This is a genomic window from Streptococcus sp. V728, assembly GCF_052077995.1.
Lineage (GTDB): Bacteria > Bacillota > Bacilli > Lactobacillales > Streptococcaceae > Streptococcus > Streptococcus infantis_B.
The window spans coordinates 143,430-156,191 of the sequence record NZ_JBQJJH010000002.1; the positions used below are offsets into that span (position 1 = coordinate 143,430).

Annotated in this window: 12 protein-coding genes and 1 riboswitch; all 12 genes read left to right on the top strand. The window is 39.1% G+C overall.

Annotation, left to right across the window (positions count from 1 at the left end):
• Positions 1 to 64: 64 nt before the first annotated feature.
• The 12 genes from ACTO1Y_RS02110 to ligA all read left to right on the top strand — a co-directional run bounded on the left by ACTO1Y_RS02110 (position 65) and on the right by ligA (position 12,725).
• Positions 65 to 1,141, top strand: coding sequence for an aspartate-semialdehyde dehydrogenase (locus tag ACTO1Y_RS02110; protein ID WP_441348177.1), 1,077 nt, complete (start codon positions 65 to 67; stop codon positions 1,139 to 1,141).
• Between the two features lie 51 nt (positions 1,142 to 1,192).
• Complete coding sequence (gene dapA, locus ACTO1Y_RS02115) at positions 1,193 to 2,128, top strand: 4-hydroxy-tetrahydrodipicolinate synthase (protein WP_441348178.1); 936 nt, start codon at positions 1,193 to 1,195, stop codon at positions 2,126 to 2,128.
• A gap of 106 nt (positions 2,129 to 2,234) precedes the next feature.
• Positions 2,235 to 3,092 (top strand): DNA-processing protein DprA, encoded by an 858-nt coding sequence (dprA, locus tag ACTO1Y_RS02120; protein ID WP_441348616.1) that lies wholly within the window; start codon positions 2,235 to 2,237, stop codon positions 3,090 to 3,092.
• A 136-nt stretch (positions 3,093 to 3,228) separates the two neighbouring features.
• Positions 3,229 to 5,316: a type I DNA topoisomerase gene (topA, locus tag ACTO1Y_RS02125; RefSeq protein ID WP_441348179.1), complete on the top strand. Its 2,088-nt coding sequence runs from the start codon at positions 3,229 to 3,231 to the stop codon at positions 5,314 to 5,316.
• A 109-nt stretch (positions 5,317 to 5,425) separates the two neighbouring features.
• A complete protein-coding gene (locus tag ACTO1Y_RS02130) occupies positions 5,426 to 5,785 on the top strand; it encodes a YbaN family protein (RefSeq protein WP_441348180.1) in 360 nt (119 codons plus the stop codon).
• A gap of 93 nt (positions 5,786 to 5,878) precedes the next feature.
• A complete protein-coding gene (locus tag ACTO1Y_RS02135; protein WP_441348181.1) occupies positions 5,879 to 6,511 on the top strand; it encodes a copper homeostasis protein CutC in 633 nt (210 codons plus the stop codon).
• A gap of 43 nt (positions 6,512 to 6,554) precedes the next feature.
• Positions 6,555 to 7,214, top strand: coding sequence for an MmcQ/YjbR family DNA-binding protein (locus ACTO1Y_RS02140; RefSeq protein WP_441348182.1), 660 nt, complete (start codon positions 6,555 to 6,557; stop codon positions 7,212 to 7,214).
• Between the two features lie 33 nt (positions 7,215 to 7,247).
• The gene (locus ACTO1Y_RS02145) at positions 7,248 to 7,520 is read left to right on the top strand and encodes a DUF1294 domain-containing protein (RefSeq protein WP_441348183.1); all 273 of its coding nucleotides are present in this window, start codon (positions 7,248 to 7,250) and stop codon (positions 7,518 to 7,520) included.
• 161 nt (positions 7,521 to 7,681) lie between these two features.
• Entirely contained in the window at positions 7,682 to 8,665 is a 984-nt protein-coding gene (guaC, locus tag ACTO1Y_RS02150) for a GMP reductase (RefSeq protein ID WP_441348184.1), read from the top strand.
• Positions 8,659 to 8,755, top strand: a riboswitch (purine riboswitch). (Overlaps the previous gene by 7 nt.)
• 77 nt (positions 8,756 to 8,832) lie before the next feature.
• Positions 8,833 to 9,414, top strand: a complete 582-nt coding sequence (locus ACTO1Y_RS02155) for a xanthine phosphoribosyltransferase (RefSeq protein WP_441348185.1) — start codon at positions 8,833 to 8,835, stop codon at positions 9,412 to 9,414.
• Complete coding sequence (locus ACTO1Y_RS02160) at positions 9,414 to 10,673, top strand: nucleobase:cation symporter-2 family protein (RefSeq protein ID WP_000813113.1); 1,260 nt, start codon at positions 9,414 to 9,416, stop codon at positions 10,671 to 10,673. Before ACTO1Y_RS02155 ends, ACTO1Y_RS02160 begins: the two co-directional genes overlap by 1 nt.
• A 93-nt stretch (positions 10,674 to 10,766) precedes the next feature.
• Positions 10,767 to 12,725, top strand: coding sequence for an NAD-dependent DNA ligase LigA (gene ligA, locus ACTO1Y_RS02165; RefSeq protein WP_441348186.1), 1,959 nt, complete (start codon positions 10,767 to 10,769; stop codon positions 12,723 to 12,725).
• The last annotated feature ends 37 nt before the right edge of the window (positions 12,726 to 12,762 follow it).

Genomic DNA, 12,762 nt, shown 5'->3' on the forward strand with positions numbered 1-12,762 from the left:
TTTTAAAAAGTAGTATAATGTTTCTATTATAGAAATTTTTAGAAAATTCAAAAAGAGGTTTGTTATGGGATACACAGTTGCTGTTGTCGGCGCTACAGGTGCCGTTGGTGCTCAAATGATCAAAATGTTGGAAGAATCAACTCTTCCTATCGATAAGATTCGTTACCTTGCGTCTGCACGTTCTGCAGGAAAGGTCTTGCAATTCAAAGGTCAAGATGTGACCATTGAAGAAACAACAGAAGACGCTTTTGAAGGCGTTGATATTGCGCTCTTCTCAGCCGGTGGTTCAACTTCTGCAAAATATGCACCTTATGCGGTAAAAGCAGGTGCAGTAGTGGTTGATAACACTTCTTATTTCCGTCAAAATCCGGATGTCCCATTGGTTGTTCCTGAAGTCAATGCACATGCGCTTGATGCTCATAACGGAATCATCTCTTGTCCAAACTGTTCGACCATTCAAATGATGGTAGCGCTTGAACCAGTCCGTCAAAAATGGGGCTTGGACCGTATCATCGTGTCTACTTACCAAGCTGTTTCAGGTGCTGGTATGGGAGCTATTCTTGAAACCCAACGTGAGTTGAAAGAAGTCTTAAATGATGGAGTTAATCCACGTGATGTTAAAGCAGAAATCTTACCTTCAGGTGGAGATAAGAAACACTATCCAATCGCCTTCAACGCTCTTCCACAAATTGATGTCTTCACAGATAATGACTACACATACGAAGAAATGAAGATGACAAACGAGACTAAGAAAATTATGGAAGACGATAGCATTGCCGTTTCAGCAACTTGTGTGCGGATTCCAGTCTTGTCAGCTCACTCAGAGTCAGTCTACATTGAAACAAAAGAAGTGGCACCAATTGACGAAGTGAAAGCTGCTATTGCAGAATTCCCAGGTGCAGTCCTTGAAGACGATGTCGCTCACCAAATCTATCCTCAAGCAGTCAATGCTGTAGGTTCACGTGATACCTTCGTTGGACGGATTCGTAAAGACTTGGATTCTGAAAAAGGAATCCACATGTGGGTTGTTTCAGATAACCTCCTTAAAGGAGCTGCTTGGAACTCAGTCCAAATCGCAGAAACACTTCACGAACGTGGTTTGGTTCGCCCAACAGCTGAATTAAAATTTGAATTGAAATAACATGTTGGAGTTCATTTGAACTCCTTCTTTAAAATAGAGAGGAATTATTGTATGTCTTATCAAGATTTAAAAGATTGTAAAATTATTACAGCTTTTATTACTCCTTTTCATGAAGATGGCTCTATCAATTTCGATGCGATTCCAAATTTAATTGAACACTTATTGGCACATCATACAGATGGAATTCTCTTAGCAGGTACGACTGCTGAGAGTCCAACCCTAACCCACGATGAGGAGTTGCAGTTGTTCGCAGCTGTACAAAAGGTTGTTAACGGCCGTGTTCCTTTAATTGCGGGTGTTGGTACTAACGATACTCGCGACTCGATCGAGTTCGTTAAAGAAGTAGCGGAGTTTGGTGGTTTTGCAGCCGGTCTAGCGATTGTTCCTTACTACAATAAACCATCTCAAGAAGGTATGTACCAACACTTTAAAGCCATTGCAGACGCATCAGATTTGCCAATTATTATCTATAACATCCCAGGTCGTGTAGTTGTCGAAATGACTCCAGATACTTTACTTTGTTTGGCTGACCATCCAAATATTATCGGTGTCAAAGAATGTACTAGTCTTGCCAATATGGCCTACTTGATTGAGCATAAGCCTGAAGACTTTTTGGTATACACTGGTGAAGATGGGGATGCTTTCCATGCTATGAATCTTGGTGCTGACGGGGTTATTTCTGTTGCTTCTCATACGAATGGTGATGAAATGCATGAAATGTTCACTGCGATTGAAGAGAGTGATATGAAGAAGGCGGCAGCGATTCAACGTAAATTTATTCCTAAAGTCAATGCTCTTTTCTCTTATCCAAGTCCTGCGCCTGTCAAGGCAGTACTCAACTATATGGGATTTGAAGTTGGTCCGACTCGATTGCCGTTGGTTCCTACGCCTGAAGAGGATGCAAAACGCATTATCAAGGTAGTTATTGATGGGGACTATGAAGCTACCAAGGCAACTGTTACAGGAGTCCTTCGCCCTGATTACTAACATAACAAAGATAAATAGAAACTTCCTAACAAGTAAAATTGTTGGGAGTTTTTTTCTTTTTCTACGAATAGATAAATAGAGAGAGAAAAAGGAGTCGATCATGAAAATTAAGATTGATAATTTCGAGATTTATAAGTTAAAGCAAGCAGGATTAAGTAATCAGCAGGTTCTGAAAGTTCTTCAATATGGAGAAATTTATGATCAGGAATTGAGTTTAGAGACTATAGCAGAAGCCTCAGAGTGTCGCAATCCAGTAATCTTTATGGAACGGTATCATAAATTGAACCTTGAAAGTTTGGAACGTCTACAAAAAGATTTTGCAAAGTTCCCATCGTTTTCGATTCTGGATGATGTTTATCCAATTGCACTCAGTGAAATTTATGATGCACCAGTCTTACTTTTCTACAAAGGAGACTTAAATCTCTTAAAATTACCAAAGATAGCAGTTGTAGGTAGTCGCTCTTGTAGTCAAACCGGAACCAAGTCGGTTCGAAAAGTCATCGAAGAACTGGAAAATGAATTGGTTGTGGTGAGCGGTCTTGCTAGAGGAATCGACACAGCAGCCCATATGTCAATTCTTCAAACTGGTGGCAGAACAATTGCGGTAATAGGGACAGGATTGGATGTCTATTATCCTCGTTCAAATAAACGTCTTCAAGAATATATTGGAAACAATCATTTAATACTAAGTGAGTACGGTCCGGGAGAAGAACCCTTGAAATTTCATTTTCCAGCAAGAAATCGCATTATTGCAGGATTGTGTCGAGGAGTTATCGTTGCAGAAGCTAAAATGAGGTCTGGTAGCTTAATTACCTGTGAGCGAGCTATGGAGGAAGGTCGAGATGTATTTGCGATTCCAGGATCCATTTTAGATGGACGCTCGGACGGCTGTCATCATTTGATTCAAGAAGGAGCAAAACTAGCAAGATGTGGGCAAGACATTCTAGCAGAATTTGAATTTTAATGAAGGAAATGATTTCATTTAGCTAACTTTTCTTCTAGCTAACTTTTCTTCTATTATATGGGTGTTATGTCTTGACAGGTTTTTAAAAATGGTTTACACTTTATAAAGTTTAATTACTTTGAGAAGGTGTGATACTGTGGTAACAGCAACCAAAAAGAAAAAATCAACAAGTAAAAAAAATCTTGTAATCGTAGAGTCACCTGCTAAGGCGAAGACGATTGAAAAATATCTAGGACGTAATTATAAGGTTTTAGCTAGCGTCGGTCATATCCGTGATTTGAAAAAGTCAAGTATGTCAGTTGACGTTGAAAATAATTACGAGCCGCAATATATTAATATTCGTGGTAAAGGTCCTCTTATCAATGATTTGAAAAAAGAAGCAAAGAAAGCCAACAAAGTCTTTCTTGCAAGTGACCCGGACCGTGAAGGAGAAGCTATTTCTTGGCATTTGGCTCATATTTTAAATCTTGACGAGAATGACACCAACCGTGTTGTTTTCAACGAGATTACCAAGGATGCAGTTAAAAATGCCTTTAAAGAACCACGTAAAATTAATATGGATTTGGTAGATGCCCAACAAGCACGTCGTGTTTTGGACCGTTTGGTGGGGTATTCAATCTCTCCAATTTTATGGAAAAAGGTCAAAAAAGGTTTATCAGCTGGGCGTGTTCAATCTGTTGCGCTTAAACTAATCATTGATCGTGAAAATGAAATCAATGCTTTCCAACCTGAAGAATATTGGACTATTGATGGTACCTTTAAAAAAGGAACCAAGCAGTTCCAAGCTTCTTTCTATGGAATGAATGGCAAGAAGATGAAATTGACTACTAATGATGAAGTCAAAGAAGTTTTATCTCATTTGAAAAGCAAGGATTTTACAGTTGATCAAGTAGATAAAAAGGAGAGAAAGCGGAATGCTCCTCTTCCATATACAACGTCTTCTATGCAGATGGATGCTGCTAACAAGATCAACTTCCGTACACGCAAAACCATGATGGTCGCCCAACAACTCTATGAAGGTATCAATATTGGTACAGGTGTTCAAGGTTTGATTACCTATATGCGTACGGATTCTACTCGTATCAGTCCGGTTGCCCAGAATGAAGCAGCAAGCTACATCAATGAACGTTTTGGTAGTAACTATTCTAAGCATGGTAGTCGGGTAAAAAATGCTTCTGGTGCTCAGGATGCCCACGAAGCTATCCGTCCTTCAAGTGTTTTCAATACACCTGAAAAAATTGCTAAGTATTTGGATAAAGACCAGCTTAAACTTTATACCCTCATCTGGAACCGCTTTGTGGCGAGTCAGATGACTGGTGCTATCTTTGATACCATGGCTGTTAAGCTTTCGCAAAATGGGGTTCAATTCGCTGCTAATGGTAGTCAAGTTAAGTTTGATGGTTATTTGGCCATTTACAACGATTCTGATAAGAATAAGATGCTACCCGATATGAAAGTAGGAGATGTAGTCAAACAGGTCAATAGCAAACCTGAACAGCATTTCACACAACCTCCTGCACGATATTCAGAAGCAACATTGATTAAAACTTTGGAAGAAAACGGAGTTGGTCGCCCATCTACCTATGCTCCAACCATTGAAACCATTCAAAAACGTTACTATGTAAGACTTGCATCTAAACGTTTTGAACCGACTGATTTGGGACAAGTCGTGAACAAGCTGATTGTCGAATACTTCCCTGACATTGTTAATGTGAAATTTACTGCTGAGATGGAAGGCAAGCTAGATGATGTCGAAGTCGGAAAAGAACAATGGCAAAGAGTCATCGATGAGTTTTATAAACCATTCTCTAAAGAGGTTGCAAAAGCTGAAGAAGAGATGGAAAAAATTCAAATCAAGGATGAACCAGCTGGATTTGACTGTGAAGTCTGTGGTAGTCCGATGGTGATTAAGATTGGGCGCTTCGGTAAGTTTTACGCATGTAGTAATTTCCCAGATTGTCGACATACACAGGCCATTGTCAAAGAAGTAGGTGTTACCTGTCCAACTTGTCATCAAGGGCAAATCATCGAACGTAAAACTAAACGTAATCGCATTTTCTATGGATGCAATCGTTATCCAGAATGTGACTTTACTTCTTGGGATAAACCGGTTGGACGTGATTGTCCTAAGTGTGGCCACTTCCTCATGGAGAAGAAAATCCGTGGTGGTGGCAAACAAATTGTATGTAGCAATGGTGACTACGAAGAAGAAAAGATTAAATAATAGTGAGAGAGCTGAAGTACCTACTTCAGCCCTTTTTCTAATTTAAACTTGACAGATTTCATCTTTTTATGCGAAACTAGAAGAAGATTATTCTTAACTAGGAGTAGAAATGCGCATCATTTATCTCAGTATTGGCTTTATTTCATTATCTTTGGCTATCGTTGGTGTAGTCTTACCGCTATTACCAACAACTCCCTTCCTCTTATTATCAATTGCCTGTTTTTCTAAATCTTCTAAGCGTTTTGAAGATTGGCTCTATCATACCAAACTTTATCAAACATATGTTGCTGACTTTAGAGAAACCAAGTCTATTGCGCGTGAACGCAAGAAAAAAATCATTGTTTCGATTTATATCTTGATGGGAATCTCCATTTATTTCGCTCCGCTTTTACCCGTAAAAATTGCTTTAGGATGTTTAACAATATTTATAACCTATTATCTCTTTAAGGTGATTCCAGATAAGGAATAGCTTTAATAAGTAGCGTTTTTCCTTGATAAAAAGTAGGGGGTACTTAAAACAATATGATATAATAATATCAAATAAATCGTCAAGGAGTATCAAATGATTTACGAATTTTGTGCTGAAAATGTAACCTTGCTTAAAAAGGCCATGCAGGCTGGCGCTCGCCGTATTGAGCTCTGTGATAATCTTGCTGTTGGTGGAACGACACCAAGTTATGGAGTAACTAAGGCAGCTGTTGAACTGGCATCTGACTACGATACGACTATCATGACTATGATTCGTCCACGTGGTGGTGACTTTGTTTACAATGACCTCGAGATTTCTATTATGCTTGAGGACATTCGTGTGACTGCTCAGGCAGGGAGCCAAGGTGTTGTATTTGGTGCATTGACAGCAGATAAGAAACTGGATAAGTCCAACCTTGAAAAATTGATTGCTGCTTCTAAAGGCATGGAAATTGTTTTCCATATGGCTTTTGATGAATTAAGTGACGAGGACCAGTTGGAAGCCATTGATTGGCTTAGTCAAGCTGGAGTGACACGCATCCTGACTCGCGCTGGTGTATCTGGAGATTCGTTAGAGAAACGATTTGCTCACTATCGTAGAATTCTAGAACACGCTGCAGGTAAAATTGAAATCCTACCAGGTGGAGGGATTGACATGGACAACCGTCAAACCTTTATCGATCAACTAGGTGTGACACAATTACATGGAACCAAGGTTGTCTTTTAAAAAATAGAAAGGAACTGCTAGCTTATGGTAGCAGTTTTCGCTTATGTTTGAAATTTTTAAAGCCTATCAGTTTAATAGTAAAAAGGCCAAAGAGTATGGATTTGTAGAAAATCAAGGTGTATGGACCTTTAGCTCGAATGTTTTACAGGGTGACTTTCTTGTGAGAGTTATAGTTGTGGACGGAGACTTATCTTTTCAAGTTTATGACCAAGAAACTGGTGACCTCTATCCTCAAGTTCATATGGAAAGTATGAGAGGTACTTTTGTCGGAAGTGTTCGTGAAGCTTGTTTAGAAGTTCTTTATGATATCCGAAAGTCCTGTTTTGAGGTGCAGGAATTTCTATGTCCGCAGACAAAAAGAATTATGACTCATGTTCACGAAAATTATGAGGATCAATTAGAATACTTATGGGAGAAATCGCCTGATACGGCAGTTTTACGTCATGATGACAATCAGAAGTGGTACGCTGTATTAATGAAGATTTCCTGGGAAAAACTAGATAAGTCACGGGAAGGACAAGTAGAAGTCGTTAATCTTAAGCATGATCAAGTAGCTGATTTATTAGTAGAAAAAGGCATTTACTCAGCTTTTCATATGAATAAACGCTATTGGATAAGTCTGCCACTTGATGATACTTTATCGGATGAACAGGTTCTTGAACTATTTGAGAGAAGTTGGGACTTGACCAGAAAAAAGAAATAGGATAAAACAACTGACAAGGAGACTTATACGTAGATGATTGATTTAAAACAAGTTGCTAGCATTCTACTCTTGCTATGGAATTTTTTTATCTTTATTCTATATGGAATTGATAAATATAAGTCCAAACGCGGCCATTGGAGGATTCCAGAGAAGTATTTACTTTTAGGAGCTTTTATATTTGGTGGCTTTGGAGCCTGGTTTGGAGGACTCATTTTCCATCATAAAACTCGAAAATGGTATTTTAATACGGTATGGATTTTGGGGATGGCAGCAACAGTATTGCTGATGTATTTCCTTTTCAAATAGTAAAAAAGCAGATATCAACCAACTAAAACCGAATATTATCTATTAAAATACATAATTATTGACAAAAATATGAATATATTGTAAACTATTCAGAGTGATTGTCTGGAAAAGACAAGGATATTCCTAACAATAGGGGATCCAAAACTAGAAATGAGAGAAATATGTTAAACGAATTTCCGATCTTTGACTATGAAGATATTCAGCTAATTCCTAACAAGTGTGTCCTTAAAAGCCGAGCTGAAGCCGATACACAAGTGACACTTGGGAAGCACACCTTTAAATTACCAGTTGTTCCTTCAAATATGCAAACAATCCTAGATGAAGATGTTGCTGAACAACTTGCAAAAGGTGGTTATTTCTATATCATGCATCGATTCGATGAAGCTGGACGCATCCCTTTTGTGAAACGCATGCATGCCCAAGGTCTAATTGCTTCAATCTCAGTTGGTGTTAAGGATTATGAGTATGACTTTGTTAGTCAATTAAAAGATGATGCTCCAGAGTACATCACGATTGATATCGCTCATGGACATGCCGACAGTGTGATTTCAATGATTCAGCATATCAAGAAAGAATTACCTAATACTTTTGTCATTGCAGGAAATGTAGGAACTCCAGAAGCAGTACGTGAATTAGAAAATGCGGGAGCAGATGCTACTAAGGTTGGTATCGGTCCAGGTAAAGTATGTATCACTAAGGTTAAAACTGGTTTTGGTACAGGTGGTTGGCAGCTTGCGGCTCTTCGTTGGTGTGCTAAAGCTGCGCGTAAACCGATTATTGCCGATGGTGGTATCCGTACACACGGAGATATTGCCAAGTCAATCCGCTTTGGTGCAAGTATGGTTATGATTGGTTCTTTATTTGCAGGTCATATCGAAAGTCCTGGTAAAACAGTTGAAGTTGATGGTAAACAATTTAAAGAATACTATGGTTCGGCTTCAGAATACCAAAAAGGTGCTTATAAGAATGTTGAAGGAAAGAAAATTCTTCTTCCTGCCAAAGGACATTTACAAGATACCTTAACAGAGATGGAACAAGATTTGCAAAGTTCGATTTCTTATGCTGGAGGTCGTAAAGTAGCTGATCTTAGACATGTAGATTATGTGATCGTGAAGAACTCTATCTGGAATGGAGATGCTCACTAAAAATTATCATTACTTATTTATGCCACGAATTGGCGTGGCGTTTCTACAAGGTACCGTAAATACCTAACAATGAGTAAGTCGAAGAGAGATAAAAAGAAGCAGGGCTATCTGTTTCGTTATTTCCAAGGGACTTACGTTGTAAGTCCCTTTTTATTTCGGAGGTTAATGTGAAATTACTAGAGGAACGTATTTTAAAAGATGGGAATATTCTAGGTGAGAATATTCTTAAGGTGGATTCCTTCTTGACTCACCAAGTTGATTATTCCTTGATGCGTGAGATTGGTCGTACCTTTGCAGAGCATTTTAAAAATGCAGGCATTACAAAAGTAGTGACCATTGAAGCATCTGGGATTGCACCAGCCTTATATGTGGCAGAACAGTTAGATGTACCCATGATTTTTGCTAAAAAGGCAAAAAACATTACCATGAATGAAGGAATTTTGACTGCTGAAGTCTATTCTTTCACGAAACAAGTAACTAGTACCGTATCCATTGCAGGGAAGTTCTTATCTCCTCAAGATAAAGTATTGATTATCGATGATTTCTTGGCAAATGGCCAAGCAGCTAAAGGTTTGATTCAGATTATCGAGCAAGCTGGTGCTACAGTTGAGGCCGTCGGAATTGTGATTGAAAAATCCTTCCAAGATGGTCGTGAGCTGTTAGAAAAATCAGGTCATCAAGTAGTATCACTAGCGCGTTTAGAGCGTTTTGAAAATGGAAAAGTTATCTTCAAGGAGGCAGACATCTAATGAAACAACAAGAAAAACACTCACAGGCAGCCGTTCTTGGTTTGCAACACTTGTTAGCCATGTATTCAGGTTCAATCCTGGTTCCAATCATGATTGCAAGTGCTTTGGGGTATTCAGCTCAACAGTTGACCTACCTTATCTCAACAGATATCTTTATGTGTGGGGTTGCAACCCTCTTACAATTGCAACTCAATAAACACTTCGGTGTTGGATTGCCAATTGTTCTTGGTGTAGCCTTCCAGTCTGTTGCTCCTCTTATCATGATTGGTCAGAGTCATGGTAGTGGTGCTATGTTTGGAGCCTTGATTGCTTCAGGGATTTATGTCATCCTGATTTCAGGTATCTTTTCTAAGGTTGCCAATCTGTTCCCTGCTATCGTAACTGGTTCTGTTATCACAACTATCGGATTGACCTTGATTCCAGTTGCTATTGGAAATATGGGAAATAACGTAGAAAAACCAACTGGTCAAAGTTTAGCTTTGGCAATGATTACAGTTCTCATTATTCTTTTGGTTAATATTTTTACAAAAGGATTTATCAAATCTATTTCGATTTTGATTGGTTTGATTGCCGGTACGATTATTGCAGCGACTATGGGTTTGGTTGATTTTTCTCCAGTAGCAGAAGCTCCACTTGTTCATATCCCAACTCCATTCTACTTCGGTGCTCCACAATTTGAGATTTCATCTATTGTCATGATGTGTATCATCGCAACTGTATCAATGGTAGAATCAACAGGTGTATATCTTGCTCTCTCTGATATTACTAAAGATCCAATTGATAGCACTCGTCTTCGTAATGGTTATCGTGCTGAAGGTCTCGCTGTCTTACTTGGTGGACTTTTCAATACCTTCCCTTATACAGGATTTTCACAAAACGTAGGTTTGGTGAAACTTTCAGGTATTCGTACACGTTTACCAATCTACTACGCAGCAGGATTCCTTATCTTACTTGGTCTCTTGCCTAAGTTTGGTGCCTTAGCACAGATTATTCCAAGCCCTGTACTTGGTGGAGCTATGCTCGTCATGTTTGGTTTTGTTTCGCTCCAAGGGATGCAAATCTTGGCTCGTGTAGACTTTGAGCACAATGAACACAACTTCCTCATTGCAGCGGTTTCTATCTCTGCAGGGGTGGGATTAAACGGAAGCAACCTCTTCAATACTTTACCAACTGAATTACAAATGTTCTTCTCAAATGGTATCGTTATTGCAAGTACAGTAGCTATTATCTTGAACGCTATTTTGAACCGTAAAAAATAAAAATTAGTGAGAAGGGATAGAAAAGCCCTTCTCATTTTCTTTTTTAGAGTTTGAGTATTGTTTCTATGGCCCTTTTTATGGTAAAATGGTTTTATGAATGAAAGAATGAAAGAGCTCGTTGAGTTGCTCAATCGCTATGCGACAGAGTATTATACAAGTGATAATCCATCTGTATCTGATAGTGAGTATGACCGTCTTTATCATGAATTGGTAGAGTTAGAAAAAGCTCATCCGGATCAAGTCTTGCCAGAAAGTCCGACACATCGTGTAGGTGGAAAGATTCTTGATGGATTTGAAAAATACAGTCATCAGTATCCTCTCTATAGTTTGCAGGATGCTTTTTCACGTGAAGAATTAGATGCCTTTGATGCGCGTGTTCGTAAAGAATTGGAGGATGTCACTTATATTTGTGAGTTGAAGATTGATGGACTATCGATTTCCTTGACTTATGAGCAAGGACTTTTTGTTGCTGGAGCAACTCGAGGTGATGGCTCTATTGGTGAAAATATCACTGAAAATCTTAAACGAGTGAAAGACATTCCTTTAACTTTACCGGAAAAATTAGATATTACGGTTCGTGGTGAATGTTATATGCCCAGGGCATCATTTGATCAGGTTAATCAATCGCGTCAAGAAAACGGCGAGCCTGAATTCGCCAATCCACGAAATGCTGCTGCAGGAACACTTCGCCAATTAGATACAGCAGTAGTAGCCAAACGTAATCTTGCAACCTTCCTTTATCAAGAAGCAAGTCCTTCAACACGAGATAGTCAAGAGAAGGTGTTGGAACATTTGGAACAATTGGGCTTTGTTGTCAATCCGAGACGTTTATTGGCTCACAGTATGGATGAAGTATGGGATTTTATCCAGGAAGTAGGTCAAGAAAGAGACCAGTTACCTTATGATATCGATGGAGTTGTGATTAAGGTTAATGACTTAGCCGGTCAGGAGCAACTAGGTTTTACAGTCAAAGCACCCAAGTGGGCAGTGGCTTATAAGTTTCCGGCAGAAGAAAAAGAAGCAAAGCTTCTTTCTGTTGACTGGACAGTTGGACGAACAGGAGTCGTAACTCCGACTGCTAATCTTAGCCCAGTGCAACTGGCAGGTACTACTGTGAGTCGTGCAACTCTTCATAATGTTGACTATATTGCTGAAAAGGATATCCGTAAGAATGACACAGTCATTGTCTATAAGGCAGGGGATATCATTCCAGCTGTTTTACGTGTCGTTGAATCTAAGCGTGTGTCTGAAGAAAAACTCGATATTCCAACAAACTGTCCAAGTTGTGATAGTAAGCTTTTGCATTTTGAAGATGAGGTTGCCCTTCGATGTATCAATCCGCGATGCCCTGCTCAAATCAAGGAAGGCTTGACGCACTTCGCATCGCGTGATGCCATGAATATTTCTGGCCTTGGGCCATCTGTCGTCGAAAAACTTTTTGATGCACAATTGGTCAAGGATGTAGCAGATATTTATCGTTTGACTGTGGAAGATTTCCTCTTGCTAGAAGGCATTAAGGAAAAATCTGCCCAAAAACTCTATCAAGCTATTCAAGCATCTAAGGAAAACTCTGCTGAGAAACTCTTGTTTGGTTTGGGAATTCGTCATGTAGGAAGCAAGGCAAGTCAGTTGTTACTTCAAAACTTTCATTCTGTTGAAGCTTTGGCTCAGGCAAATCCAGAAGAAATTGCAACTATCGAGAGTTTGGGTTCTGTGATTGCTCAAAGTTTGCAGACTTACTTTGCAACTGAGGGTTCTAAAATACTTTTAAGCGAATTAAAAGAATTAGGTGTTAATCTAGATTATAAAGGACAGATAGTTGCAGCAGATGCGGCCTTGTCAGGACTAACTGTTGTATTAACAGGAAAACTTGAACGTCTTACTCGTTCTGAAGCAAAAAGTAAACTAGAAAATCTTGGAGCTAAGGTTACTGGAAGTGTATCGAAGAAGACAGATTTCGTAGTAGCAGGAGAAGATGCAGGTAGCAAACTCCAAAAAGCTCAAGAACTAGGAATTGACATACGTGACGAAGCTTGGTTGGAGAGTTTATAACCAATACACACTTGGAAATATTCATCTATGATTTCTT

Excerpts from the sequence above, each read along its gene's own strand:
- dapA (WP_441348178.1), top strand. The coding sequence starts at position 1,193 with ATGTCTTATCAAGATTTAAAAGATTGTAAAATTATTACAGCTTTTATT.
- ACTO1Y_RS02160 (WP_000813113.1), top strand. The coding sequence starts at position 9,414 with ATGAAACAACAAGAAAAACACTCACAGGCAGCCGTTCTTGGTTTGCAA.
- ACTO1Y_RS02130 (WP_441348180.1), top strand. The coding sequence starts at position 5,426 with ATGCGCATCATTTATCTCAGTATTGGCTTTATTTCATTATCTTTGGCT.
- ACTO1Y_RS02145 (WP_441348183.1), top strand. The coding sequence starts at position 7,248 with ATGATTGATTTAAAACAAGTTGCTAGCATTCTACTCTTGCTATGGAAT.
- ACTO1Y_RS02110 (WP_441348177.1), top strand. The coding sequence starts at position 65 with ATGGGATACACAGTTGCTGTTGTCGGCGCTACAGGTGCCGTTGGTGCT.
- ACTO1Y_RS02135 (WP_441348181.1), top strand. The coding sequence starts at position 5,879 with ATGATTTACGAATTTTGTGCTGAAAATGTAACCTTGCTTAAAAAGGCC.
- ligA (WP_441348186.1), top strand. The coding sequence starts at position 10,767 with ATGAATGAAAGAATGAAAGAGCTCGTTGAGTTGCTCAATCGCTATGCG.
- ACTO1Y_RS02140 (WP_441348182.1), top strand. The coding sequence starts at position 6,555 with ATGTTTGAAATTTTTAAAGCCTATCAGTTTAATAGTAAAAAGGCCAAA.
- guaC (WP_441348184.1), top strand. The coding sequence starts at position 7,682 with ATGTTAAACGAATTTCCGATCTTTGACTATGAAGATATTCAGCTAATT.